This window comes from Arthrobacter sp. 01T428 (assembly GCF_056398685.1).
In genome coordinates this window covers 787,069-812,947 of sequence record NZ_JBFTPW010000001.1, presented here as the reverse complement: position 1 = coordinate 812,947, position 25,879 = coordinate 787,069, and the positions used below count along the sequence as shown (strand labels likewise).

Annotated in this window: 25 protein-coding genes and 2 pseudogenes; 8 read left to right on the top strand and 19 right to left on the bottom strand. The window is 61.9% G+C overall.

Annotated features, from left to right (window positions below):
• Positions 1-17: 17 nt before the first annotated feature.
• The 4 genes and pseudogenes from AC1DJB_RS03800 to AC1DJB_RS03785 all read left to right on the top strand — a co-directional run bounded on the left by AC1DJB_RS03800 (position 18) and on the right by AC1DJB_RS03785 (position 3,343).
• Entirely contained in the window at positions 18-1,232 is a 1,215-nt protein-coding gene (locus AC1DJB_RS03800) for a thiolase family protein (protein ID WP_476909919.1), read from the top strand.
• A 3-nt stretch (positions 1,233-1,235) separates the two neighbouring features.
• Positions 1,236-1,919, top strand: a complete 684-nt coding sequence (locus AC1DJB_RS03795; protein WP_476909918.1) for a 3-oxoacid CoA-transferase subunit A — start codon at positions 1,236-1,238, stop codon at positions 1,917-1,919.
• Positions 1,920-1,921: 2 nt separating this feature from the next.
• On the top strand, positions 1,922-2,614 hold the full coding sequence (locus AC1DJB_RS03790) for a 3-oxoacid CoA-transferase subunit B (RefSeq protein WP_476909917.1): 693 nt from the start codon (positions 1,922-1,924) through the stop codon (positions 2,612-2,614).
• Positions 2,615-2,910: 296 nt separating this feature from the next.
• Positions 2,911-3,343, top strand: a pseudogene (locus AC1DJB_RS03785) (fumarylacetoacetate hydrolase family protein).
• A 480-nt stretch (positions 3,344-3,823) separates the two neighbouring features.
• Here AC1DJB_RS03785 and fahA read toward each other — a convergent pair.
• The 4 genes from fahA to AC1DJB_RS03765 all read right to left on the bottom strand — a co-directional run bounded on the left by fahA (position 3,824) and on the right by AC1DJB_RS03765 (position 7,517).
• Positions 3,824-5,188, bottom strand: coding sequence for a fumarylacetoacetase (gene fahA / locus AC1DJB_RS03780; RefSeq protein ID WP_476909916.1), 1,365 nt, complete (start codon positions 5,186-5,188; stop codon positions 3,824-3,826).
• Positions 5,189-5,270: 82 nt separating this feature from the next.
• Positions 5,271-5,672 (bottom strand): tautomerase family protein, encoded by a 402-nt coding sequence (locus AC1DJB_RS03775; RefSeq protein ID WP_476909915.1) that lies wholly within the window; start codon positions 5,670-5,672, stop codon positions 5,271-5,273.
• 51 nt (positions 5,673-5,723) lie between these two features.
• Positions 5,724-7,037 carry an MFS transporter gene (locus AC1DJB_RS03770; protein WP_476909914.1) on the bottom strand — a complete coding sequence of 438 codons (1,314 nt, stop codon included), beginning with the start codon at positions 7,035-7,037 and terminating at the stop codon, positions 5,724-5,726.
• A gap of 36 nt (positions 7,038-7,073) precedes the next feature.
• Positions 7,074-7,517: a tautomerase family protein gene (locus AC1DJB_RS03765; protein WP_476909913.1), complete on the bottom strand. Its 444-nt coding sequence runs from the start codon at positions 7,515-7,517 to the stop codon at positions 7,074-7,076.
• Between the two features lie 143 nt (positions 7,518-7,660).
• Here AC1DJB_RS03765 and AC1DJB_RS03760 point away from each other — a divergent pair, with 143 nt between their 5' ends.
• Positions 7,661-8,347, top strand: coding sequence for a GntR family transcriptional regulator (locus tag AC1DJB_RS03760; protein ID WP_476909912.1), 687 nt, complete (start codon positions 7,661-7,663; stop codon positions 8,345-8,347).
• 333 nt (positions 8,348-8,680) lie between these two features.
• Here AC1DJB_RS03760 and AC1DJB_RS03755 read toward each other — a convergent pair whose 3' ends face one another.
• The 15 genes and pseudogenes from AC1DJB_RS03755 to AC1DJB_RS03685 form a co-directional block, all read right to left on the bottom strand.
• Positions 8,681-9,274 (bottom strand): CGNR zinc finger domain-containing protein, encoded by a 594-nt coding sequence (locus AC1DJB_RS03755; protein WP_476909911.1) that lies wholly within the window; start codon positions 9,272-9,274, stop codon positions 8,681-8,683.
• A gap of 44 nt (positions 9,275-9,318) precedes the next feature.
• Positions 9,319-10,239, bottom strand: a complete 921-nt coding sequence (locus AC1DJB_RS03750; RefSeq protein WP_476909910.1) for an alpha/beta hydrolase — start codon at positions 10,237-10,239, stop codon at positions 9,319-9,321.
• On the bottom strand, positions 10,232-10,669 hold the full coding sequence (locus AC1DJB_RS03745; RefSeq protein WP_476909909.1) for a nuclear transport factor 2 family protein: 438 nt from the start codon (positions 10,667-10,669) through the stop codon (positions 10,232-10,234). Before AC1DJB_RS03745 ends, AC1DJB_RS03750 begins: the two co-directional genes overlap by 8 nt.
• A gap of 89 nt (positions 10,670-10,758) precedes the next feature.
• A complete protein-coding gene (locus AC1DJB_RS03740) occupies positions 10,759-11,517 on the bottom strand; it encodes an alpha/beta fold hydrolase (RefSeq protein ID WP_476909908.1) in 759 nt (252 codons plus the stop codon).
• An 82-nt stretch (positions 11,518-11,599) separates the two neighbouring features.
• The gene (locus tag AC1DJB_RS03735) at positions 11,600-12,448 is read right to left on the bottom strand and encodes an MBL fold metallo-hydrolase (protein ID WP_476909907.1); all 849 of its coding nucleotides are present in this window, start codon (positions 12,446-12,448) and stop codon (positions 11,600-11,602) included.
• Between the two features lie 93 nt (positions 12,449-12,541).
• On the bottom strand, positions 12,542-13,468 hold the full coding sequence (locus tag AC1DJB_RS03730; RefSeq protein WP_476909906.1) for an alpha/beta hydrolase: 927 nt from the start codon (positions 13,466-13,468) through the stop codon (positions 12,542-12,544).
• A 116-nt stretch (positions 13,469-13,584) separates the two neighbouring features.
• Positions 13,585-13,695, bottom strand: a pseudogene (locus AC1DJB_RS03725) (aspartate 1-decarboxylase); the annotation flags it as partial.
• A 528-nt stretch (positions 13,696-14,223) separates the two neighbouring features.
• Positions 14,224-15,501, bottom strand: a complete 1,278-nt coding sequence (locus tag AC1DJB_RS03720) for an NADH:flavin oxidoreductase/NADH oxidase (protein WP_476909905.1) — start codon at positions 15,499-15,501, stop codon at positions 14,224-14,226.
• A gap of 468 nt (positions 15,502-15,969) precedes the next feature.
• On the bottom strand, positions 15,970-16,461 hold the full coding sequence (locus AC1DJB_RS03715; RefSeq protein ID WP_476909904.1) for a PaaI family thioesterase: 492 nt from the start codon (positions 16,459-16,461) through the stop codon (positions 15,970-15,972).
• Positions 16,462-16,518: 57 nt separating this feature from the next.
• Positions 16,519-17,400: a sulfurtransferase gene (locus AC1DJB_RS03710; protein WP_476909903.1), complete on the bottom strand. Its 882-nt coding sequence runs from the start codon at positions 17,398-17,400 to the stop codon at positions 16,519-16,521.
• Between the two features lie 81 nt (positions 17,401-17,481).
• Positions 17,482-18,099 (bottom strand): CGNR zinc finger domain-containing protein, encoded by a 618-nt coding sequence (locus AC1DJB_RS03705; RefSeq protein ID WP_476909902.1) that lies wholly within the window; start codon positions 18,097-18,099, stop codon positions 17,482-17,484.
• A 56-nt stretch (positions 18,100-18,155) separates the two neighbouring features.
• Positions 18,156-18,944 carry an enoyl-CoA hydratase/isomerase family protein gene (locus tag AC1DJB_RS03700; protein ID WP_476909901.1) on the bottom strand — a complete coding sequence of 263 codons (789 nt, stop codon included), beginning with the start codon at positions 18,942-18,944 and terminating at the stop codon, positions 18,156-18,158.
• 56 nt (positions 18,945-19,000) lie between these two features.
• Positions 19,001-20,215, bottom strand: a complete 1,215-nt coding sequence (locus AC1DJB_RS03695) for an alpha/beta fold hydrolase (RefSeq protein ID WP_476909900.1) — start codon at positions 20,213-20,215, stop codon at positions 19,001-19,003.
• Positions 20,216-20,836 (bottom strand): flavin reductase family protein, encoded by a 621-nt coding sequence (locus tag AC1DJB_RS03690; RefSeq protein ID WP_476909899.1) that lies wholly within the window; start codon positions 20,834-20,836, stop codon positions 20,216-20,218.
• Between the two features lie 217 nt (positions 20,837-21,053).
• The gene (locus AC1DJB_RS03685; RefSeq protein ID WP_476909898.1) at positions 21,054-22,223 is read right to left on the bottom strand and encodes a thiolase family protein; all 1,170 of its coding nucleotides are present in this window, start codon (positions 22,221-22,223) and stop codon (positions 21,054-21,056) included.
• Positions 22,224-22,501: 278 nt separating this feature from the next.
• Between AC1DJB_RS03685 and AC1DJB_RS03680 the strand changes: the two genes are divergently transcribed.
• Genes AC1DJB_RS03680 through AC1DJB_RS03670 form a run of 3 tightly spaced genes read left to right on the top strand, consistent with a single transcriptional unit; the run spans position 22,502 to position 25,309 of the window.
• Positions 22,502-23,395: an alpha/beta hydrolase gene (locus AC1DJB_RS03680; RefSeq protein ID WP_476909897.1), complete on the top strand. Its 894-nt coding sequence runs from the start codon at positions 22,502-22,504 to the stop codon at positions 23,393-23,395.
• 34 nt (positions 23,396-23,429) lie between these two features.
• Positions 23,430-24,281 (top strand): MBL fold metallo-hydrolase, encoded by an 852-nt coding sequence (locus tag AC1DJB_RS03675; RefSeq protein WP_476909896.1) that lies wholly within the window; start codon positions 23,430-23,432, stop codon positions 24,279-24,281.
• Positions 24,278-25,309 carry an SLAC1 family transporter gene (locus AC1DJB_RS03670; RefSeq protein ID WP_476909895.1) on the top strand — a complete coding sequence of 344 codons (1,032 nt, stop codon included), beginning with the start codon at positions 24,278-24,280 and terminating at the stop codon, positions 25,307-25,309. Before AC1DJB_RS03675 ends, AC1DJB_RS03670 begins: the two co-directional genes overlap by 4 nt.
• Positions 25,310-25,879: the final 570 nt, after the last annotated feature.

The window sequence follows — 25,879 nt, the reverse complement described above, 5'->3', positions numbered from 1 at the left end:
CCAACGAAGGAAGAACCATGAATCAGGCTTTTGTGTACGATGCGGTCCGGACGCCGTTCGGTAAGTTCGGCGGCGGGCTCGCCGGGGTCCGTCCGGATGACCTTGCCGCGCACGTGATCACCGAATCCGTGAAACGCGCCCCGGCACTGGATCCGGAGCGGATTGATGAGGTGGTGTTCGGTAACGCGAACGGCGCCGGCGAGGAAAACCGCAACATCGCCCGCATGGGCACGCTGCTGGCCGGCCTGCCGGTATCGATCCCGGGCAACACGGTCAACCGGCTCTGCGGCTCCTCCCTGGACGCGGCGATCATCGCTTCCCGCCAGATCAATGCCGGGGACGCCGAGCTGATGCTGGTGGGCGGGGCGGAGTCGATGTCCCGCGCGCCGTGGGTGCTGCCTAAGACCGAGAAGCCGTACCCGGCCGGGGACATGACGCTGGCGTCCACCACGCTGGGCTGGCGCCTGGTGAACAAGGCCATGCCGAAGGAGTGGACCATTTCCCTGGGCGAGGCCACCGAGCGCCTCCGCGAGAAATACGGCGTCAGCCGCGAGGCCCAGGATGAGTTCGCGGCCAACTCCCACAACCTGTCCGCCGCGGCCTGGGACGAGGGGTTCTACGACAACCTGGTGGCCCCGGTGCCGGGCACCGACCTGGTCCGTGACGAAGGCATCCGCGCCGGGTCCTCGGCGGAGAAGCTCGCCGGGCTCAAGACGGTGTTCCGGACCGTGAACGGCACCGTCACCGCCGGGAACGCGTCCCCTTTGTCCGACGGCGCGTCCGCGGCCTGGATCGGGTCCGAGAACGCCGCCGGGCTGCTGGGGCTGGAGCCGCTGGCCCGGATCGCGGGACGGGGCGCGCACGCGAATGATCCGCAGTTCTTCGGCTACGCACCCGTGGAAGCGGCCAACAAGGCTCTCGCAAAGGCGGGCATCGGCTGGGACCAGGTGGGCGCCGTCGAACTTAACGAAGCGTTCGCCGCGCAGTCCCTGGCCTGCATCAACGCCTGGGGCATCGACCCCGGAATCGTGAACCGACACGGCGGCGCGATCGCCATGGGCCACCCCCTCGGCGCCTCCGGCACCCGCATCCTCGGCACCCTGGCCTGGTCCCTGCAGGCCTCCGGGCAGCGCTGGGGCGTCGCCGCGATCTGCATCGGCGTCGGCCAGGGCCTCGCCGTCGTCCTCGAAAACGTCACCGCCGGTAACGGCGTCAGCAATGGGAAAGCGTAAGCGATGTTGAATTTCATTGACACCGTAGGCGAGGCCGTCGCCGGCATCAAGGACGGCTCCACCGTAATGATCGGCGGGTTCGGCAACGCCGGCCAGCCCTTCGAACTCATCGATGCGCTGCTGGACGGCGGCGCCCGCGAGCTGACCGTGGTGAACAACAACGCGGGCCAGGGCGACCAGGGGCTGGCCCTGCTCATCAAGGAAGGCCGGGTCCGCAAGATGATCTGCTCCTTCCCTCGGCAGTCCGATTCCTGGCACTTCGACGCCAAGTACAAGGCCGGGCAGATCGAGCTCGAGCTGGTCCCGCAGGGCAACCTGGCCGAACGGATCCGCGCCGCCGGCGCCGGCATCGGCGGGTTCTTCACCCCCACCGGCTACGGCACCATGCTGGCCGAAGGCAAGGAAACCCGCATCATCGACGGCCGCGGCCAGGTCTTCGAGACGCCCATCCACGCCGACGTCGCCCTGATCAAGGCCCTCAAAGCGGACGGTACGGGCAACCTCGTCTACCGCAAGACCGCCCGGAACTTCGGCCCGATCATGGCCGCTGCCGCCAAGCAGAGCATCGTCCAGGTTTCCGAGATTGTGCCTACCGGGGCACTGGACCCGGAGGCCGTGGTCACCCCGGGGATCTACGTCAACACCATTGTCCGCGTCGCCGCGGGCATCACCGAGAAGGCGGCCTGACCATGAGTGCAGAGACCAACAGCCGGACCAGCATCCAGACGTCCGAGTCGCCGCTGGGCCGGGACGACCTCGCCCGGCTTGTGGCCCGGGACATCCAGCCGGGTTCGTTCGTGAACCTGGGCATCGGCCAGCCCACCCTGGTATCGAACTACCTCACTGCGGAGCAGAACATCACGCTGCACACCGAGAACGGCATGCTGGGCATGGGGCCGGAAGCCACCGGGGACGAGATCGACGGCGACCTCATCAACGCCGGCAAGATCCCCGTCACCGAGCTCCCCGGTGCGTCCTATTTCCACCACGCCGACTCGTTCGCGATCATGCGTGGGGGGCACCTGGACATCTGCGTGCTCGGTGCATTCCAGGTCTCCACCACCGGCGACCTCGCCAACTGGCACACCGGGGCACCGGACGCCATTCCCGCCGTGGGCGGGGCGATGGACCTCGCCACCGGGGCCAAGGACGTTTTTGTGATGATGACGCTCCTGACCCGGGAAGGCACGTCTAAGATCGTGGAGTCCTGCAGTTACCCGCTCACCGGCGTCGGCTGCGTCACCCGCGTGTACACGGACAAGGCCGTGTTCCTCACCGGCCCCGGCGGCGTTCAGGTCCGCGAAACCTTCGGCTGCACGCTCGAGGAACTCCAGGAACTGGTGCCGGTCCCGCTCACCACAGATCCCACCGTGGAAAGCTAAGCGCCCTAAATGAGAATAGTCGGAGTCAAACTCTCCGAAGCCGATCCGGTCTTTGCTGGTCGCCTGGAAGAGGGCGGCGATCAATCAACAGTTCTGCTCCTCATTGAACTTCAGGCCTTCTGGTCCGACCCCTTCGCCCGGATGTCCCCTGACAAGGAAACGGCCATACCGGACGGGCGCGTGTTGCCGGTGCAGGACTTTATCATCGTTCCCCCCGTTCTTCCGTCCGCAAGGGTACTGTGCTAGGGCTGAACTACCTCGCCCATGCTGCCGAAGGAAGCCATCGTCACTAGGAGCTGCCCTCGCACCCAACCGTCTTCGGCCGGTGGACACAATCGCTTACCACCGGTAATACAGCTGTTCCCGTGCCATCAGGAGAGAACGGACTGGACTGGGAAGCTGAAATTGCTGCCTATGTCGGAAAGTCACTGTCCGATCCATCAGCCGATGCAGCAAGAGCGGCAGTAGTCGGGTTTTCAACATTCACCGACCTGACCGCGCGGACAACGCAAGAAACTTACGTCCCATGGGACACTTGGGAAAAACGCCGACCGCAGCGGTCCGTTGGGACCTATCGTGACAGCCGACGAGGTCGGGGATCTCCGCCATGGCCTGCGGATTCAGACACGCCTCAATGGCACGATCGTGCAGGACGGTAACTCAAAGGACATGATCTTGGGCTCGGCGAGACCATCTCGCACATTTCCCGCACCCGGACCGACCTCATAGATCTCACCGGACGCGGACGCATCATCATTGACGGTTTAGTGAATGCCCACATGCACACGTGGCAAACCGGCCGAGAAGCCAGTCGAAGCAAAGCCAGCACCTGGCAAGCGGTCCAACAAAGGGACGGCCGCAGGTGGCCGCACCTTCGCTCCGCCGCGGAACGACTCCCCCGTCCCGATTTCCGGGAGAGTTGGATTATGCCAGCGACCGTGCCACGTCGCAGCCGGCCGACTTCGCCAGCTTGTGCCGCGATCTGTCGTAGCTCCGGGGGGTGCGTGGATCGGCCTGTCCCAAGCTTTCTGCAAAACGTGCATAGTCACGCCGTTGTCCAAGGCAATCGTGGCGAACGAATGCCTCAGGCTGTGCGGACTGATCCCACCGTGGACGCCGGCTTACCGGGGACGCTGAACAGTACGGAACGCTTCTGACCCGTTCCAGGTTCTGCCGGTTTTGGTGGTGAACAGGAGGGCCACCGAGGTTTCAACCGACTTCGAGCGCCAGGTCGCGACTCTCGATTTCCGCTTCGGCTTCCTGCACGCCGACGATGGTGCCGCTGCAGGTGCCGAAGCCGATGGGAATGAAGCCTGCGCGTTCGCACCGACCCAAGAGCGTAATCTGGTCGCCGTCAAGCAGGAAGGTGCGGCGTTCGCCATTCGGTAGAGTGACGGGCTGCGTCGCGCCGACCGTGAGTTCGAGCATGCTGCCAAGCTCGGCGTCGGTCGGGCCGGAGATGGTGCCTGTCCCAATGAGGTCTCCTGGTATCAGGTTGCAGCCGTTGATGGTGTGGTGGGCCACCATCTGCGCCGGCGTCCAGTACAGGTACCGCGCGTTCGAGACGATGATTTCGACGGGCTCTTCGGCCGCCGCCCGCATCTTGCTGGTCGATAGCAAGACGCGAAGGGCGACGTCGATGCTTCCGTCGGCCTGGTCTTGACGGTTGAACAGGTAGGGCAACGGCGTCGGGTCGCCGTCAGGACGTTGCAGCGCAGGTGCGCGGAAAGGCAGAAGGGCCTCTGCTGTGACGACCCACGCAGACACCGAGGTCGCGAAGCTCTTGCTCAGGAATGGGCCGAGCGGGAACATTTCCCATCGCTGGACGTCGCGCGCCGACCAGTCATTGAGCAGCGAGAACCCCGCGATGTGGTCGGCCGCCTGGTCGATGGGAATCGAGGTTCCCTGGCGGTTCCCGGCTGCGATGTAGAACCCCATCTCGAGTTCGAGATCCAGTGCCTCGCATGGCCCGAATCCGGGAGCGGCGCCTGGACGCTTGGGCGGCTGTTGCCCGATAGGGCGATAGACCTCTGCGTCGCTGACCTGCACGGAGGAAGCGCGGCCATGATAGGCAATCGGGACCCATTTGTAGTTCGCGGGGAGCGGGTCGTCGGGGGTCAGCTGTGCGCCCGCTGCTCGCGCGTGATGGATGCCGGCGTAGAAGTCGGTGTAGTTCGAAGGTGCCGTCGGACGGTGAAGTTGGCAGGATGTCTGGGCCTTCAGCAGGCTTGCCGCCTGCATCCGTGCGATGTCCCCGGACGGCCCGGAATCCAGAAGCGCGCCAGCGGCTTTGCGGAGTTCGTGCAGGGTGAGCTGCCCGAGGGCGAAGAGTAGGTTCAGCGACTGTGCGCGCACGGCCTCGACCGGAACCGACTTCGGAAGCAAGCCGAGCTCGTGGGCGGCGGTGAGGTCGAGAATCTGGTCCCCGATGGCCATCCCCACACGCGGAACGCCTCTCGCGCCTTCCCTGAAGATTCCCAGCGGCAGGTTCTGGATGGGGAAGTCGCTGCTGGTACCGTTTGCCGACGTTACCCAGCTCCTGCGAGCGGGGTCGTGCGTTTCGTTGAGCTTCATGGCTGTCTGGATCTTTCTCGAAGGGTTGCCGCGGAGCCCACGGGGAGTCCCCGGGCTTTGCGGCTCACCATGCGGTTGGGCGTCACGCGTTTCGGTGGTGGTTCGTGGCCGGCGCGTCTTGGTCTGCCTCGGGCAGCAGCACACCCTTTTCGAAGGCTTGATAGCCGGGAATCTCGACGAGGAACATCACCACGTCGGTCACGGGCTCACCGGTCGCGGAAGCCCATGCTTTTGCCAGCTTGAGCAGCAGTTCGCGCTTCAAGGCCTCGGGTCGTCGGCGGATCAGTCCGACCATCCGCGTTCCGCTCACGGGCTCGCCGGCCTGGTACAGGTTTTCGCGCGGCACTTCGGTGAAGGAGACGTTGACGTAGTCGGCCGGCGCGCCGGTCACCTCGCAGTGCGTCGCGGTGATGGCCTGGGCAATTTGCGGCTTGTATTTCGAGCTGGTGCTGCCAGCGGCGACGGTGAACTGGTAGAAAGGCATGGTTGGCTCCTGTTAAGTTGGGATTTAGGACGCGCCGAGCATGTCCACGTATCACTCCGGCCTGTTGATGTCTGCGCTGGCCAGAGGTGCGCGGGTCTCTTTTGAGAGTGAAAGTGCTGCGAGCGAGATGGCGCAAAGCCCTGCCATGTAGAGCCCGACCGAGAACGGGCCGTAGCTGAGGATGAGCTGGCTCGCGACGATGGGCGTCAGCGCCGCGCCGAGCACGGTTGCGATGTTGTACGAGAGGCCCGCGCCCGTGTATCGGTAGCGGGGAGCGAAGAGTTCCGGCAGGTAAGCGCCGAGCGGGCCATAGGCCAAGCCCGTTGCTGCCTGGAGGAGCACGATGCCAACGAGCAGGTTTGCCGCTGTGCCGCCTTGGACAAGGGGGAAGAGGCAAAGCGAACTGACCAGGCAAAAGAGGTTCCCGATGAGGAGAACTCGCTTGCGCCCAATCTTGTCTGACCAGAGTGCGCCGAGGATAGTGGTCACTGCCAAGGACGCTCCACCTGCCAACCCGATGAGAAGCACCGTGGTCTTGCTCAGCCCCAACGTTTGCGTCCCGTAGGTCGCCATGTAAGTGATGCTGAGGTAGAAGAGACCGAATACAGCGATGGTGCTTCCAGTCGCAAGAAGGACTTCACGACGCTGCTCGCGAAACAGGTCGACGACGGGAAACTTGCCGGCGTTCTTCGCCACCTTCTTCTGGAACACCTCGGGCTCCTCGAGGGAGATGCGTACGACCAGCCCAACCACGATGAGCAGGGCGCTTGTCAGGAAGGGGATTCGCCACCCCCATGACAGGAAGGCAGCGTTGCTCATCGTCGCAGAGGTGAGCAAGAACGTGAGGCTCGAAAGGATGAATCCGATCGCCGGCCCCAGCTGGGGATACATACCATACTTGCCTCGGGCGTTCGCTGGGGCGCTTTCGGTGGTCATCAGACTGGCGCCGGCCCACTCTCCGCCCATGGCGAGACCCTGAATGCACCGTAGGGCGACCAGGAGCACCGCGGCAAGCGGCCCTATCGCCCCTGCGGTCGGGAGCAACCCAATACCCACCGTCGCCAGGCCCATGAGGAGGAGGGTGGCCACCAGGGTGTTCTTGCGCCCCAGGCGGTCCCCAAAGTGACCGAAGAGGACGGCGCCGAACGGGCGGACGATGAACGCGACTCCGAACGTAGCCAACGCCACCGCGATGGCTGCAGCTGCCCCAAGCGAGGGGAAGAAGACCTCGTTGAAGACGAGCACAGCCGCCGTACCGAAGATAGTGAAGTCATAGAACTCGATGACGGTGCCGACGGCGCCGGCCACGGCTATCCTCCCCATGCGTGGACGCACATTGGAAGCTGTTGTCTTGGAAGCTGTCATTTGTGGCTCATTGGAAGCTCTTGTCATGTCTGTCTCCTAGTGCTCGTGGGGCGCCGACTGGTCAGCTGTGGATTTGAGCTTCTGGAGATGTGGCGGCAGCACGTCCGCGAACTGCGCCTTGCCGTCCCCGAGGGAGAAGTCTTCTGGAGCCACTTCGAGCAGGCTGATGAAGACATCCTGCGGTCGAACGTCTAGACGTTCCTGTAGCAATTCCGTGATTCGTCGGTAGAGGTTGGTCTTGACCTCCCGCGTTCGCCCCGCTGCGAGCGTTATCTGCACGGCAATGAAGCCGTCGGTGCGCTGGATGTCGTAAAAGCTCGGGTCGTAGATGAGCTCCCCGGCTTCGTGCTGCGTGATGATTTGGAAGCGGTCACCGACCGGGATCCCGATGGTTTCGGTCATCGCGTGGTGGATGGCGTCGGCGACGCCGTGTGCAAAAGCAGTGGTCTTCTTGTTGAGCGAAATTCGAACGAGCGGCATGTGAAGGGTCTCCTGGGCTGTGACGCTCGCCACATCTCGGCGAGTTCTATCACCATAGTCCAAATAAACTCAGAGGAAAAGGAGAAAATAGATATTTCCAGTTTTTGCTTGTGACTATCAGAAATCTCCGATAGATTGGTGTCTTGACTTCGTACCATGCCGTGTCGGGAGACCCAACGAGCCTTACCTTCGACGCCTACCGCCGCCTGCGAGTTGAAGTGCTATCAGGCCGGCTTCCGCCCGGCCGGAAGCTCAAGATTCAGGAGCTCGCCGACGAGATGAGCGTCAGCCCGGGTGTGGTGAGAGAGGCGCTCTCGCGGCTGTCGTCCGAGAGCCTCGTCGTAGCGATTCCTCAGCGGGGATTTCGAGTGGCGCCAATCACAGCTGAGGACGTCCACGACCTGACCGAAGCCAGGGTCGACATTGAGACGGCATGCCTGAAGCGCTCGCTTGCTGCGGGAAAGGTTGCCTGGGAGGCCGACATCGTTGCTGCGCTGCACCTGCTGAACCGCACCCCGCATAACACGGTGGATTTGAGCGGCCCCTGGACAGATGCCCACGCACAGTTCCATGAAGCTCTGGTTAGCGCCTGCGAAAGCAAGTGGCTGTTGCGCGTCCGCGAGCAGTTATTCATCCAAGGCGAACGGTATCGCTGGATAAACATCCGGATGTCCGATGCCGACCGCGGGTTGCGCGAGGAGCACAGCGAAATTGCTGAAGCTGCGATTTCGCGCAACATCGGACTGACGTGTGAACTGATGGAACGTCACCTGCGGCTCACCGAGGAACTTACACTTCGTTCTCTCGCCAGTGAGCTGGTGCCTGGCTAAGAGCACCCCAGCGGCCCAGGGTGTCGGAGCGCGGCTTATAGTTCCTTGGCACGCGCCGTCGCCCCGGTAGACCACCGGCGGGTCCGCGCCTTGCGTACTACGGCGCGGCAGGATCGATCCGATCAGCAGTTTGTAGGCGGCTGCTTCGGAGAGGGATTCAGTGGAGATGATCATCGTCAGGGGCCTTTCTTGATGTCGGCAGAGTGCCGTCTGCCTGGAGTTGGCAGCGCAGGATGCGCGAGGATATGAACGGCGGCAAGCCGTAAAAGCGGCGGGCTCCAGCGGAACTGGGCGCAACTGATGCAAGAGAAATTAAAGACGCCTGGTTTGGCGTTAGTTGGATGCTGAGCGTTCCCGGAAGGCCCGTACGTTGGCGCGGTTGCCGCAGACTTTGACGTCATGCCAGACGGCGCTGTTGTTGTTGGAGCGGTCGAAGAAGACGACGTCACACGTCTCGCTCTTGCATGACTTCATGCGCCGCAGGGCGCCTTCGAGTTGGCCTTGATGGCAGATGAGCAGCAGCGCCGTCTCGAAGTACTTCCAGCCCTCGCCGTCGGGCCGGAGCTCGATGCCTTTGGTGGAAACTGTCATGAGGGGACGGTAGGTGGGCTTGTCCCGGCCGGGTCCGCTGACTGTTTGGGAGTGGGAATGTCCGAAGAGGCCTTCAAACAACTGGTCCCTGAAGTTCACCAGAGCCTTGCGGTCGTTCTCCGTCAACCGCGGCAGGGTCTTCGCCCACCCCAGCTCGTCGACGGATATCCACTGTTCGGTCACCGTGTCGGCCCATTCCTGCGCGGAGGTGAGGTCGGCGAGCAGGTCGGGGGGAGCGACGGTTCCCTCTGTGATGGTATTGAGGAAGTCCTGAACGAGACCGAGGTTTCCGGGCGCAACAGACAGCCCGTATCGGGTTGTAGCGGGCCAAGCCATGTAGCGTCCGGATCCTTTGGGCATGTTGAACAGTTCTCCCTACTCTACGCGTCCTGCATCAGGTGCCGGGTGAACCACCGCAGGGCTGCACCGGAGGTCGCGTCGAATTCGCCGAGGTAGGCGTCAAAGTGTCCTCCGGGGAAGACCAGCAGCTCTTTGGGTGCGAGGGCGCGCTGGTAGGCCTCCAGGGCCAGGTCTGTGGGGGTTACCCGGTCATTGTCCCCGACGATCATGAGAAGAGGGGTGGGTGAGACGCGTCCTATGAAGATTCCTGGCTCGTATGCCCGGGCCGCCCTCGTTGACCGCACGGTGACGTTGTTCTCCCAGAGCCCGTCGGGGATTGGCTGCAGATAGAACGATACGGCTTCCGGATCGGTGTAGCTGGCAGGGACGGACCCGTCAGAGACCAGGGCAATACGGTGCGGTTCCTCGCCGGCGAGCTGTGCCCGGTCATCGGCCGCGAATGAGGCCTCCAACGCGGCGAGGTTGTCCGGGTTCACCCGCCGGAGTCCTTGCTGATACCCACTGATGGTAGGGACCTGCGAGACGATCGCCTTCAACCTGGGTTCGGTAGCGCCCAGGACGAGTGCGTGGCCTCCTGAGTAACTCGAGCCCCACAGACCGATCCGTTCCTGATCGACTTCCGGCCGCGACTCGAGGTAGGTGATGGCCCTGCGCCAATCCTCGATCTGCTGCCAGGGGTTGATGTCCTGGCGGGGTGTTCCGCCGCTTTCGCCAAATCCCCGGTGATCGTGGAATAGCACGACGAAACCGGCACTGGCAAAGACTTCAGCATAAGGCAGTGCGCCCTGCTCCTTGACCCCGCCGTATCCCCCGGACAGCGTCAGTGCCGGATGTGGGCCATCAGCGGTCGTGGGGATGTAGAGGTTGCCCCGGAGTTCAACGTTGCCGTCGGCACGGAAAGCGACGCGTTCGATCGTGAAATTGTTGTGCATTTTAGTCATCGGCACGGAAATGTCCTGATTCGAGTTTCCCTTGCGTGCGGCGGTTCATCTCACCGGACAACTCCAGGATGGCCGCGAGCGGGCGGTGGCTGATGGAGATGTGTTGGATCAGTCCATCCTCGTTGCGGGTGAGAACCGTCACGCCGGAGAATTCGACTCCGGAAGCGCCTGTGGCCTCCCATTCCACATAGGTCCGGGGACCATTCGTTGCTTCATGGGTGAACTGAAGGGCTTTGTAGTAGTTGCTGGCGGTCGACATCACGGTCTGTACGTCGGACCGCCCTTTGACAGGGACCAGAAGGGCCGCAGCCTCAAGCACAACGTCATCCGCGAACGCTTCTCCGAAGGCTTCCTCAGATTTGGCAGCGAACGCGCCGGTCCAGCTTTCCTCACCGACTTCGCCTGTTTTGATGCTTTTTGTCGGGTTCATCGACTTTGACTCCTTTTCTTAAAGTTTTGCTTCACGGTTCCATGTGAGCAGGGTCCCCGTGATCCGGTTCGCGACGCGATGTCGAACTCTCATGCCTCGACCCGGTCCAGAGAGCGGGCGAAGTCTCCCACGATCCGCGAAACCTCTTCGGGCTTCTCGAGATGTGGGAAGTGCCCGGCGTCGGCGATGCCGACCAACGGGGCGTTTGCGAAGCGTGGAAGCACGCCTGCGTCGATTACTTCTTCGGTGACGACGGGATCGCCAATACCGCGCACGATGAGGGCGGGTCCGGCATAAGCTGAGGAAGTGGTCCCGGCGGTATCGCCGTTGTTCCAGGCATCGAACACCTCAGCGACAACGGCGGGGCGAACTGCTGTTCCGGAGGCAAGCAAGGTTTCAAGAGCACGCGGGGTGAGGGACACCGAGATACCGAGTCGTCCCTGCCGTTGCCCTTCGGCGTCGCCTCCCAGGGAGCGGAAGGAGTTAGCCGCATCCCCTACCAGATGAACGCCCGCGAGGGGAACCGGCGTGAGCAGAACCAGTCCTGCTACCCTCCCGGGGCGTGCGACGGCTGCTAGTTCAGAGACTTGAGCTCCCATGCTTTGCCCCACGAGGACGACGCGATTGTCGGAGAGGTCGATCTCCGCAATCACCGACTCAGCAAGTCGCCGCAGTGTGAAGGGCCCTTCGTCGTTAAAGTGAGCGCCTGATCCGGGGAGGTCAAGGGCAACCGCTTCGAAGTCTTCTGGGAGCAGGGACAGAACATCGTCCCAAGCGGTCCGGTCATCGAGGAATCCATGAACGAAGACGATCTTCGTCCGCGGCGTTTGGTTCTGGTCATTGGACATGTGTAGTGACTCCTTTGTCATCAGCTGGGCAGTTATTGGGTTGGGAGGTGAAAGCTGTCCAGGACAATGCTTGAACCTGGTTCTAACGGGTGTGGCTCAACAGTCCTACTGCGCCATACCAGACGGGCCCTGGATTCATCCGGAAGGGGTGACGGCGCATGATGGCGTTGTAGTACTCCTCCGGGCTGGATACTGTCGCGAGAAGGTGCTGCGCATCTTTGAGGTAGGTACGCGTTTCTTCGATGCTTGCGGGATCATCGGATGCGCCGGGGGCCTTATGGCCCGCGACGACGAACTTGGGCTTCAGGGCTGCGATGGTGTCAAGCGCCGCAAGCCATGAGGCAAATCCTTCTTCGGAAGATTCGAGCACATACTGATGCACCCCGTTGTAGACCGAATCGCCTGCTACAACGAGCTCCAGCGACGGAACCCACAGCGCGGTTGTGTCATCGGTGTCGGTGTGCCCGAGCTCAATCGGAACCAGCCGGTTCCCCTCAATTTCAAACCCATCCGCGGGAACCGCCTCGGCGATCAGGGGTGACGGCGGGACAAGGCCCGGGAAGAGTGCATCCCAGAGCTTCTCGCGACCGACAGTCGCTTCGTGCTCCATGCGGCCGAGGGTGCCCAAAGTTGCATACACTGTCACGCCGGGGAAACTGGAAAGCAGCTCTCCAACGCCCAACCAGTGATCGCCATGAGCATGGGTAATGTAAACGTACCGAAGCGTCTTACCCGAGTCCTCGATCCAGTTCCGTACGCGCTCGATCTGCCCAAAGGTGTAAGGAGCGTCAACCAATACCGCGTCCTTCTCCCCGGAAATCAAGGTGATAGCCAATGGTGAAGAGACGATCGCTTCGCCGCTGGGAAGTCGCTGGTCTCCGGCACGCGGTGTGCCGTCGAGCACCAAAACTTCATAGGACAGCTTTGTCATGGGTTGTTGTTCCATTCCGTATCAGGGCCATTCGATGATGTAATAATCACACGCTTGATGCCTATTACACAAGCCAGCTTTCAGGTCGCTACGCTAGCTGCGGTACCAATCGGCGATCTTGCGGATAGTCTCGTCCGCTATTGCGGAACGTCCGGCCGACATGGGAAAGATATGCTGCTGTCCGTCGACAACGGAAAGGGTGACGTCCACGCCGGCTGACTTGGCCATGGCGTTCAGCCTGGTGGCATTGTCCAGGAGCATTTCGTCTGATCCAGCAGTGATGTACAGCTTGGGGAAGCCCTCGAAATCAGCGTGCAGCGGATTCGCCAACGGGTTTTTCGGGTTAACTGTGTCGCCGAGGACTCCGGCAACCATGCCTTGCAGCAGTGGGAGCGAGAACAGGGCATCAGTGGCTTCGTTGATGAAGATAGTCTCGCCGTTGTTCTCCATATCCAGCCAAGGAGAGAAAACGATGACGTGGCCAGGAAGCGGGAGCCCCTTGTCTCGAAGGGCCAACGCGGTTGCGATCGCCAGGTTTGCGCCGGCTGAATCTCCCATGCACGTGATGGCGTCGGACAGGACGCCCCGTTCCAGCAGGGCTTCGTAGACCGCGACGTTATCTTCGAGGCCCGCGGGGTGCGGGTTCTCCGGAGCCAGACGGTAGTCGGGGACGAATGCAGTGACACCGAATGCCTTAGCCACGTGGCCTGCCACTTTTCGGTGGCTGGCGGCGGAGCCAGCCGCAAATCCGCCTCCATGGGCATACAGCAGGACCCGTGAGGTGTCCGCATTTTTGGGCAGGGCCCAGATGCCTGCCACCGCTCCCACTGCCTCCTCCTTGTAGGTAACGTCTTCGGGTTCCTTTGTGGATTGGTGCAATTCGTCGAAGACGCTGCGCAGCAGTCGGGTTGTCAGGCCGGGTGTGGTCGCCATGATTTCCGACCAGTCGGTGTAGAGATCCTTGAGAAGGTCGCTATCAGGCAGGGTTTGCGGCGATGCCAATTCGCTTGTGGAGGTCATCTAAATACTCCTAAATGCTGTTCTGTTGACGGGTCGAATGTTTTTACCGAGCAATTGATCCGGATATGTGGCGCCTGTAGGACCAGTGAGGCCCTACTGGGTTTGATGGCCCACGGCTCGTCGGGAACGATATCGGCAGCATCGAGCAGTCCAGGTCGACGGCGCCCACCCATGAAATGCAGGTCAGCGTAAGTGACGGTGGCCCTGTGGATTTTGGAATTGAACACGGTGCTATTTCACAGGAAGCCGTCGCGGGCACTTGAAGATGCCATGTGTCTTCTACCAGCGGCCCTGAGACCTGCTTTCCCCGGTCGCATGCGTGGGCGAGAAGCCCTCCAAGCTCCTCGCCCACGACCGCGGGCCGTTCCGGGGGCATCGGGCGGAACCGGGAGGAAGATTGCGAGCATGTCCGGCACGGCACCGTGCGATCTTCGTCCGGTCGAGCCCCGGCCGGGGCGCCGGAGGGTGATCACCAAATGGGCCGACGGGCCCCTATGGGCTGGGCGCACGAGGTCGATCACCTGCTCAGCATGGACGACCAGGACGCGAGAGTCATACTCGATCCGGCGGCGGCGCCTGGATGGGCGCGTCGACGACCTTGAGACGTTCAATGCCCCGCTGAGCGTGTCGGAGCCGGCAACGAACGACGCTCACCTCCAGCTCCACTCGCACCTTCCTGACCGACGGTGCCAGCATCAGGAATGGGCATCTCCACCCCGAATGAGATGGACGGTCCGACTAGGCCCGCTGAACTTTTACCAGCGTCCTTGCCAGTAGTGTGCGGGGTGTGCTTTGGTGGCGCCAAGCTTTTGCGCTGCCCGGTTTGGCCACTGCGGGTCGCCCAAGGCGCCCCGTGCAATGCTGACCCCATCAGCCTGACCGGTTACGAGTATCTGTTCGGCTTGGCCCGCTTCGGTGATCTTACCCACCGCGGTCACGAAGGCATCTTCGGGCAGCGAGTGCTTGACGGCCTGGGCCAGTGGAACCTGATAGCCAAAACCGTTCGGGCCATAGTAAGGGCCGATGCCCGCACTGGACACGTCAAAGGCGCGCATGCCATAGGAGTACAGTTCTTCGGCCAATTTGATGGTGTCCGCGGTACGCCACCCATCCTCCACCCAGTCCTCACCGGAGAACCTGATGCCCAGCGCCTTGTCTTCCGGCCACACTGCTGCGACGGCCTGCACGATTTCGCGCAAATAGCGGGTGCGGTTTTCCCAGCTGCCACCATACTGATCCGTGCGTTTGTTCGACAATGGGGAAAGGAACTGATGGATCAGGTATCCATGGGCGGCGTGGATTTGAATCATGTCAAAACCGGCCTCATCGGCTCGTTTGGCGGCCTCTGCCCAGGATTGAACGGAAACAGCAATTTGCTCTTCTGTCATTTCAACGGCAGGTTCCAAACCAAAAATGTCACTGGGTGTGGAAGTGACAGCTGACCATCCTCCCATGTTTTTCGGAATGCTTCCGACTCTGCCCTCGGCTTCGAGTTGTTCCAGCCAGCCGTAAGTCGAGGCTTTCGCACCAGCATGTGCCAACTGGATAGCGATAGCCGCACCCTGCGAGTGCACGTAGTCCGTGATGCGCTTCCATGCGGTAGCCTGCTCGTCGTTATAGATACCGGCGTCCCGGTCGGAGATTCGACCTTCAGCCGTGACTGCAGCGGCTTCGGTAACGATCAGGGAAAAACCGCCGTTGGCCATCGAGCCAAGGTGTACCAGGTGCCAGTCAGTCGGCACACCGTCAGTCTTGTCGATGGCGTATTGGCACATGGGGGACAAGACGACCCGGTTACGTAGGGTCAAGCCGGAGCCGGACCGGGTCGGAATAGTCACAGGCGTAAACAGAGCCGTTGAGTCTGCGGGCACCCGGTGACCCTCGACGAGCGCTGTTCTCTCCTGCACTCGAGCCTCCAGCTTCGCATCCTCGGCAACCGTCCGGTCAGCGGATATCCCGCTCCTGGTGGTGTCGTTATCCCATTCAGCTTCAACAGCTGCGATGTCGTTATCAATCAAAGTCTGCTCAGACATTAGTTTTGGGCTCCCTTGCTCAAAATGGCTTCATCCGCACTCTTAGAAGCGGCGGACGGTTTCTTGACTACTGCTGCTTTCCAAAAACTCTGAAGATTAATTAGTGACCTTCTCTGGATCGGGGCACTAACTCCAGTTGTAATAATCACACAGGTGATGCCTATTACACAAGCCTCTGGGTTCGATTCCTTCGGATTTTTTAATGCGCGTCCCTCAGCCTCGGTCTTTCATGAGTCCGGCTGGGCCGAGGGCCTCGCAGCTTGATCCTGATCGATGTCTTGTGATGACGTCTTGGGCATGGCGGAGTGCCGGCTGGCGCCGTCGGGCTGCGGCTATCTCGGTGCGACGCTTCTGGCGCATCTCATTCATGGATTTGGCCGTTCTGCCGAACGGGCCGGGTCAGTCAGAGGGCAGAAGCCAGCGAACGGGCATGGAGAGTCCCGCCGGGCTTGAGATGTTCATCTGGCATCAGTCGATTGTGAAGACGAGTAGGGAGCCTGTGGCGGTAGCTACGAGCTTGCCCTTGGCGTCGGTGACAGTGGCGTCCGCGAAGGCAACGCGATTGCCGGGCTTCGATACAACGCCTACACAGGTCAATGGGCCGCTGTCAGCAAGCACTGAGCGAAGGTAGTTCACCTTAATCTCTATGGAGGTGTAACCCTGGCCTTTGGGAAGGGTTGTCTGCACGGCACAGCCAATGGCGGAATCGAGCAGGGTGCATAGGAGCCCGCCGTGAACCGAGCCGATCGGGTTGTAATGGGACTCGTCGGGTTGACAGGTAAAGGTGACTGTGCCCGGTGCCGCATCCACCAGGGTCATATTCACTAATTCGCCCATCGGTGGAGGTGGCAGTTTCTTGCCCATCATTGCGTGCAGGTATTCCAACCCGCTCATGCCGGGCATGGCTGCCGCGCCAATGGCCGGATCGTCCCAAGTCAGGACTCGTTCACGCTCTTTCACTATTGCTCCTCTTGTTCCTAGTTCAGTGGTGGCAGACGCCGGCATGGATCCAGTACTTCAATTACCCACGGCTATGGGAGCCCGTACTGCATTGCCCCATTCGGTCCAGGAACCGTCGTAGTTCCTCACCCTGTCCATCCCAAGGAGGAAAGTCAGGGCAAACCAGGAATGGCTGGAACGCTCGCCAATCCGGCAGTAGGTGATAACTTCATCGTCCGCTTTCAGGCCTATTTCATGGAAGTAGATCTCCTCCAGTTCCCTCCGCGGCCGGAACGTCCCGTCGTCGGAAACAGCCCGTGCCCACGGGACATTGCGTGCCCCGGGGATATGCCCGCCACGGAGGACGCCCTCCTGCGGGTAATCGGGAATTGACGTCCGCTCCCCGGTGCACTCCTCAGGGCTGCGGATGTCTATGAGGGATCGGCCGAGGTGTCCCTGGACGTCATCCTTGAACGCCCGGATGGATGTGTCGTCGCGCGTGACTACCGGATAGGACGTTGCGGTCCTTGCGGGCGGCAGCGACGTCTCAAGGGGACGCCCTTCGGAGATCCACTTTTCCCGCCCGCCGTCGAGCAAGCGGACGTCAGGATGGCCAAAGAGACGGAACACCCAGAGGGTATAGGCAGCCCACCAGTGGTGCTTGTCACCATAAATGACAACGGTGCTGTCCCGCGAAATACCCCTGGACGTCATCAGGTTGGCAAATTCCCGCCCCGTCAAATAGTCGCGTATAACAGGATCGTTCAGGTCTGTATGCCAATCAATTTTGACGGCCAACGGAATGTGGCCCAGTTCATAAAGCAGCGGGTCCTCGTCGGACTCCACGATGACCAGCCTTTCATCAGCCATGTGCCGTACAAGCCATTCGGCCGTGACCAGCCTGTCAGGATGGGCGTACTCAGTGATTCGGGCGGAATTGTCCGGAGGTAAAGCTTGCATTGAGGTCCTTAGTGGGGTTTACGGCCCGATCAGCGAAAAGACCCCTTCTGCCCATTGTTCATGAGCGAACCGAAATGGGAGTCAATTCACGAGCTTTGATTCAAGTTTTCGTGCCCGGTGTGCTCGGAGATTCGCCGGGTTTCCACAGATTTTCACGTCATGCCAAACGCCGCTGTTGTTGCGCGACCAGTCAAAGAACGCAACCCTGCATTTTTCGCTGCGGCATAGTTTGAGTCGGTGCCAGGTTCCAGCGAGCTGGGCCTGGAAAATCTCTGTCATCGCCAGGGATTCAATGTGCCCGGCTCCCGCTCCCTGCGGTTCCGCCTGGATCTCGCCATTGGATTTGAGCTTCAAGGACGTGGCGGTCGTCCAGACGGTGGGCAGGGCGTCGACGTCGGAACGGACGACGGCGTCCGGGTCCCCTTCGGCGTTAAGCGTGCCTGCAAGTTCATCACGGAAGTATCGCAGGTGTTCCAGGTCGCGTTCCGTCAGTTTGACTTCGATGTAACGCCTGCCGGTGGCCAGGGCCCACTGGTTCAGCCCGGCATCCACCCAGGCCTGGGCGAGCCCGAGGTCAAGCAATAAGTCGGACCTTCGCGGCTTTCCAGCGGATTTCGTGTTGAGCAGGTCATGCACGAAACCAAGCCCGCCGGGGGCACTTTCCATGTCATAGCGGTGCGTCGCGCTCCAGTCGCTCACTGCATCCTCTTTCGCCAACTTCTACGGCACTTCACCATCCATCATGTTAAGTGCGCTTACCGGCCTTGAAATTCCAACACTGGCCGCGGCCTTCCCTCCTTAAGGGCTTCCACTGCCGAGTTCAACCCCACCTGGGTGTCTTCGCGCTCAAACAAGGGCATGGCGATATCAAACATGGCCTGGTCCGCCGCGGCCACGCCGCCCAGCGACCAGGTCCGCAGCAGTGCCTTGTGCGCGGCGTGTGCCCGTGTGGGACCGGTAGCAATCCGCTGCGCAAACGCCAAGACTTCCTCCCGGAGTTTGTCCTCGGAAACCACGCGGTTCACTACTCCGGCGCGCCTCATTTCGGACGCCGGTACCTTGTCCGAGGTCATTGCCCATTCCGCCGCCCGCGCCTTGCCTGCCCGCTCTGCCACCCGGTAGATGCCGCCAAGGAGGGTAACGATGCCAAGGGTCTGCTCCGGATGCCCGAACTCCGCTGACTCGGCCGCGAAGATGAGGTCGGCACGGAGAGCGAGCTCAAACCCTCCTCCGAAGCAAAGACCTTGGACTTCGGCAATCACCGGCATGGGCAGCAATTCGAGCTGGTTGAAGACGGACATGTAGCGCTCAAACAAGGCACGCAGTTCCCGGGTTTCGGCGCCCGGCCACGTCATGATGTCGCCTCCGAAGCTGAAGTCCGGGCCTTCGGACCGGATGATGACCGCACGCGCGTCACTGCTGCCGATCGCGGTTACAGCTTCGGAAAGCTCGTCCGCCATCTGAAGGTCGATTCGGTTCTGCGGCGGATTGTCCAGGACGATGGTGGCAATCTGGTCCTGGACAGTGAACGTCAGGTGGGTCATTGGCTTAGGCCCTTTCGTTGAAGAGATAGTGGCGGACCGGCTGAGTGCTGCAGGATTCAGTCGGCGGAGTAGAAACGGGATTCACCCACAGCCTTCCCGATCCGCTTGCCGAGTTCAGCCGAAAAGCGCAGCGCCGCGTCAAGCGGACGGTGGTGGATGGCTGCCGAGACGATCTGACCGTTCTCGTCCTTGGTGAGGATGGTGACTCCGTAGATTTTGACGCCGCTGAACGCCGTCGCCTGCCACTCAAGATAGGTGCGCGGACCATTAATGGTTTGCTGCGTGAACTCGAGGGACTCGTAAATAGAGCTGGCAGCGCTCATCACGGCTTTGACGTTCTCCCGGCCGGTGATCGGCGACCGGATGACGGAAGCCTCAAGGACAACATCGGCGTGGAAGGCCTCGCCAAAGTCGTCCGCGGACTTGCTGGCAAAGGCGTTGATCCAGCCTTGAGCGCCGGCTCCGCCAGGCGCAGTGGCAGATCCTTCAGAAATTTCTTGGAGGAACCGGCCGATGAGTCCGGCCACGTTCCGGGGCTGCTGGACGTGGGGCCAGTGGCCCGCCCCGCTGAGTACTTCCTCCTTCACGTGCCGGAATCGTGGGGCGACCGCTGAAGAGACCAGTTCAGCGGTGGCGAAACCGTCGGCGTCACCGCGGATGATTAACACAGGTGAGCCAAATTCGCTCTTCGCAGGGGCGTCCGGGATCCCCTCGTTCCAGCAGTCAACGAGGTGGGTCACCACTTCCGGGCGGATGCGGCTGCCTATAGAGGTGAGCTTGTCCAGCCCGGATTCGTTCAGCCCGCCGCCCAGGTACATCCGGACCCCGCGCTGCGCTTCTACGTCCCCACCGAGATGCCGGAAGGAGCTGACAGCTTCCTCGGGAAGGTGCGTTCCTGCCAAGGGAACGGGCGTAACGAATACTGCCCCCAGCACCTTGTCCGGGTGGCGGACACCCACGAGCTCGGCCACGAGCGTACCCATGCTTTGCGCGACGAGTACTACGGGCTTGTCCAGCCCAGCCACGACGCGGGAGACGTCGTCGGCATACCGCTGCAGACTGTAGGGGCCCTCATCGGCGCTCCGGTCCCCCATCCCTGCCAGATCCAGCCTCAGCAGCTGGGCATCCGCGGCGGCGAGTTCGGAGACGACGTCGTCCCAGACACTCTGGTCATCCAGGAAACCGTGGATGAAGAGCACGGCCACAGCGCCGCTGCCGGTGGTTGTCAGCGAAGGGTCCTGCTTCTGCAACTGCTCCATTACAGTCGTCATCTACTGCTCCTTGGTGAGGGTCGATCCGGACGGCGACCACGCTGCCGTATTGATGGGTGACCAGTCATCGGGCTGGCCGTCCAGCCGTGCCATGCGCTGCTTGTGTTTGGACTTGAGGAGGTCCTCCTCAAGCGGTGTGGTGAACACGTTTTCAACCAAGGTGTACTCGGCGGCCAGCCGGCCGACGGCGGTGAGCGCCGCAGTGTCAATCCGCCCCCGTTCCAGGTAGAGCTCGTCTTTGATCCTGGGTGCCGTCACGGCTTGTGACGGCTCTTTTTCAAGTCCCAGCGCCTCAAACTCGTCAACGCCAGAGGGGAATTCGAAGGCTGAGGAGTGCAGGGCGTGAGCCTGGGGAAGCGTGGCCACGTTGACCACGAAGTTCCCCGTTTCGCGGATGTTGACGAAAGTGTCTTTGAGGGTCTTTTCGTCCGAACGTGGCTGGAGCGAGATGGACACCATCGGCGGCTTTCGTCCCACAGCCGTGAAGAAGGAAATGGGTGCAAGGTTGGCCACTCCCTCATCAGAGATGGTGCTCACCCAAGCAATCGCTCGGGGAATGATGCTTCCGATGAGGAGTTTGTAGGAGTGGACGGCGTCGAGATCTGCACTGTTGATGATCATGGAGGGCCTGTATCTTTCCCTGTGAATGAGTGGGGCGTTCCGGGGTGGAAACGCGACCTGGGGCTGCATCGGCGCGGCCTGCGGTGGTGGAAGTGTTTGGGCTTTGTAGAATCAGCTGAAGTAAGCGTACCTATTTTACATATGTCATTCAAGAGCGTTGATCCGGAATTCGAAAACGCCTCAAAATGGCGCTCACGCCCCGGAGCAGGGACGGCAACTAGCGCTCCAGCACAACAGCGAGGCCTTGTCCCACTCCGATGCAAATGGCGGCAACTCCGACCCCTCCTCCGCGGCGTTTCAGCTCCCGCGCCAGGTGGATCAGGATGCGGGAGCCGGACGCGCCCAGCGGGTGCCCCAGGGCCAGGGCGCCTCCGTGGATGTTCACCTTCTCCGGATCCAGGTCAGGCCACAGCCGCAGGCATGCCAGGCTTTGGGCCGCGAAGGCTTCGTTGAGCTCCACGACATCCACGTCGGCCCAGGTCTTCCCTGCTCGGGCCAGGGCCTGGTTGGCGGCCTCCACGGGGGCGATGCCGAAGATGTCTGGATCGTTGCCGGCCAGCCCGCGTGAAACGATGCGCGCCAGGGGTTCCGTTTCCAGGGCGCCCTCGCGCCCGATGAGCATGGCTGCTGCCCCGTCATTGAGCGGAGAGGAATTGCCTGCGGTGACAGAGCCGCCGTCACGGAATGCCGGATCCAGGCCGGCCAAGGCCTCCTCCGAGGTGGTGGGCCTGACCCCCTCGTCGGTGAGGAGCTGTGAATCGGGATGGGGTACCACTTCGTCGTCGTAGATGCCCTCGGACCAGGCCTTGGCAGCCAACCTGTGGCTTCTCACAGCAAATTGGTCTTGCTCCGTCCTTGAGATGTCGAACTTGTCGGCGAGGTTTTCTGCCGTTTCGCCGTTGGAGATGGTCCAGGCCTGGTTCATCCTGGGGTTGACCATGCGCCAGCCCAGCGTTGAACTATGGAGAGTTTCCGAGCCGGCGGGATAGGCCCGTTCGGGTTTTGCGAGGATCCAGGGCGCCCTGCTCATGGATTCGACGCCGCCAGCGACAATCAGATCGGCATCGCCGATTTCCACCGCTCGGCTGGCCTGGATGGCAGCCTCGAGGCCGGAACCGCACAGCCGGTTGACCGTGACGCCAGGCACCGATGTTGGAAGCCCGGCGAGCAGAGCGGCCATGCGCGCCACATTGCGGTTATCTTCTCCCGCACCGTTGGCGTTGCCCATGATCACCTCATCAATCATGTGCGTTTCCAGCCCGGGTTGCCTGTCCACCACCTCGCGGATCACATGGGCGGCCAGATCGTCGGGACGGATGCCCGCCAATGACTTCCCGAATTTTCCGAAGGGGGTACGGACCCCGTCGTAAATGAAGCTGCCTGCCATCGTTCTGCCTTTCGTGGTGCATGCGTGAAGAAAATCTGGAATGGGGGCTGGCCCGCGGCCGTGAAAGGAGCATACGCCTAAAAGTCATTGCAGGAAATAGCCTAACGCTGTACGCTTATTTCACGACCTTGCACCCGCAAAAGTCCGGCCTCCCCGTGGAAGCCAGGACGCAGGCCCCTTCACCACGCAACTGATTCAAGATTCCCCGCGGCGCGCGGCGTGGCTCCCGCGGTGTCACACCTACCCGGCCACCAGCGCCGGAGAGAAAAGAGAGACTCATGGCAGAACGACTGGATGTTGAATTCACGGCCGAGGGTGGCATCAAGCTTCGGGCTTGGCTCTACCTTCCCGATGGCCCGGGACCCCATCCTGCCATCACCATGGCCCACGGCTATGCGGGCACGCGCGCCCACGGACTCGCTGCGTATGCCTCCCGCTTTGCCGACAACGGATTTGTGGTCCTGGTCCACGACCACCGGAATTTCGGCGGCAGCGAAGGTGAACTCCGCCACGACATCAATCCCTGGCAGCAGATCAAGGACTGGCGCCGTGCGGTGACCTTTCTTGAGAGCAGGCCGGAAGTAGACGCCTCCCGCATAGGCCTGTGGGGCTCCAGCTACTCCGGCGGGCACGCCCTGGTTCTGGGAGCTACCGAACCGCGGCTCAAGGCAGTGGTCTCCCAGGTGCCCGCTATCAACGGCCATGTGGCTGGTTCCCGGAGGGCGGTAGGCGACGCCAAGACGGCGCTGGAACAGTCCTTCGTCGACGACGAACGGGACCAGGCCGCCGGTAAGGCACCCAGGATGATCGCGGTGGTGAGCAGTGACCCAAGCCAGCCTGCCGCATACCGGCTACCCTCCGCCGTGCGCTTCTACACGCAACCCGGCCCGGAACAATACGGCTGGGACAACACCGTCACCTTGCAGTCCACCCGCGCAGCCCGTCTCTACGAACCCGGGGTCTGGGCCTCAAGGGTGTCGCCGAAGCCGCTGCTTTTCATTGTTGCCGCTGACGATGAACTGACCGGCACGGACCTGGCCCTCGAAGCTTACGAACAGGCCCGGGAGCCCAAATCCCTGGTAATGCTCCCGGGCGGCCACTTCGAGCCGTACGTCGAAAACTTTGAAGACTCAAGTTCCGCCGCCCTCGACTGGTTTTTACAGCATCTCTAAGCCACCACGAACTTCAGGGAAAGTGACACATACTATGGCACCCACAACCGAACTGGCGTACGACGTCTTCGTCTCCGGCACCCTGCCTCAAACAGGACGAGGCACACTCCCGAACGGGGACCCCCGCATCTGGTCCCCTCTGTCCGCAACGCTGATCTCCGGACAGGAGAACGCAGTACTGGTTGACCCGCCCATGACCATGGAACAGACACAGCAGGTCGGGGACTGGGTCGAGGCATCGGGGAAGAAACTCAGCCACATCTACATAACCCACGGCCACGGTGACCACTGGTTCGGGGCAGGTCCGCTCGTGGAGCGGTTTCCAGGCGTCACAGTACTGGCAACCCCGGGCACGCTCCAGGAAATGGCGACGCAGGGGTCCCCCGGGTTCCGCTCCTCCTTCTGGGACTCGATCTTCCCGGACCAGATTCCGCCCACAACCACAGTGACCCAGGTAGTCGACAGTGGGACGTTTGAACTGGAGGGTCATGAACTGCAGATCATTGAAGTCGGCCATACCGACACTGACAACACCACCATGCTGTTCGTTCCATCCATCGGGCTCCTGGTAGCCGGGGACGCCGTCTATAACGGGGTCCACCCGTATCTGACCGAGTCGCAGGACGGAGGCCTCGAAGCCTGGCTGCGGGCGCTTGATATCGCGGAGAGTCTCGAGCCAAAGTTCGTGGTTGCCGGGCACAAGAACCCCGCATTGCCCGATCTGCCCGGACAGATCCAAGAGACCCGCGGGTACCTTTTGGACGCATCAAAGGTCCTGGCAGAGGAACCAACGCCGGAGGAGTTCTTCTCGGCAATGCTTGCGCTTCATCCTGATCGGATAAACCCCGGTGCGTTGTGGGGTGCGGCCCTGAAACTGCTCAGTTGACCAGTCGCCCGGCGCCCACCATGGAGCCGGTTGCGACGGCTTCGGACGCACAGGAGCCCGATCTCCTCACTGAACTTCCGCCAAAGCCTCCGACGCACCCCTTCAACCTGTTTGCCGTTCCGCTGGGCATCACCGGGTTGGGAGGCGCGTGGCAGGCAGCCCGTCTGACACTGCATGCCCCCGCGTGGCCAGCGGAGCTCTTTTACGGGATCAGCGCCGGTATCTGGTCCGTCCTGCTTGTCTTGTACCTGGCAAAAGGTTTCCGATACGGCTCCAAGGGACACTTCGACAAAGAACTGAGACACCCAGGAACTGGCCCGTCGGCGTCCTTCATTCCCCTGTTGGGCATCCTCCTGAGCAGTCACTACATCGAATACAACAAGGTGTTCTGGTCCGCGCTGTGCCTGTTCTTCATCATCGCTCTCACGCTCCTCGGAGCAAGACTTCTAGTCCACTGGGTGACCGGCGGAGTGACTCTGGAATGGGTTCACCCGGGTTACCTGCTTCCGGTTGCTGCAGGTCCCTTCATCGCCAGCATCGGCTTCTCCACCATGGGTTGGCCCCAAGCGGCTGTCGCTGCCTGGGGAACCGGTGGTTTTTTCTGGCTGATGATCGGGACTGTGGTGACGGTGCGCTTCATGGCGGGGATTGAAATGCCGAACGACCTGAAGCCCGTCTTGGCCGGATACCTGGCCGCCCCCGCAACGGCCTGCGTTGCCTGGATAGTCATCCGCCCGGAGGGTTCCGGAATCATCCAGGTAGGACTCACGGGAATCCTCCTCATGATGATTCTGATGCAGGTTGCCCTGATTCCCCAGTACGCAGGCCTGCCGTTTGCGCTGACGTTCTGGATTTTCACGTTCCCGGTGTCAACATCGGCGAACTACGGCATCAGATGGCTCGGAACCCTCGGCGTCGCCGGTTCTGACCTGATCTCTTGGGCCCTGTTAGGGGTTGCCACGGCTTTTGTCCTTGGCATCGGACTGCGGACGCTCGTCCGTGGTGCTCCGGCCAAGAGACGGCGCTGACACTTCCGGTAACCACAGCAACGGCCTTCGCGGAATGTCCCACGTCGTGGGTCGTGGTTGGGGTAACCCGTTGCGGAGTGCCTTTGGCCGACTAGCTAACGCTCCGCGACTGCGTAGGTCAGGTGTGTCAGCCGCTGCGTCGGCACTATGCGGGCCAGAGGTGGGTCCACTCAAATGGTGGCGCCGATCAGGAGCGCGGCTACTGGACCTGGCTCTCCCCCCTGGGCCCGGATCTCGTCCTGCCCTGCCAGGTTTCGGCGGAGAAAAGTTCGTGGAACTGGTCGTTATGCCGTGGCCCAGGCCTTCATGTCTTCTTCCTAACGCCACCCAGGCCGGCAGCGGCGCCTCATGCAGGTTTAGGACTGAGCCATGGGCAACCCTGTACGTGGCCAGCACCTCGCCGGAGTACAAGAGATGAAGAAACACGCACGCCTGCGCCATCGTTTGAACCGGGGAAAACAATCCGAAACCCATCCCCGCACGGGCGATCATTGCCCCCACACCGGATGGTGGTCCCCCAACGGAAAGCCTGCCGAGGCGGCACTCGTCACCGAAGGCACCATAATGCCG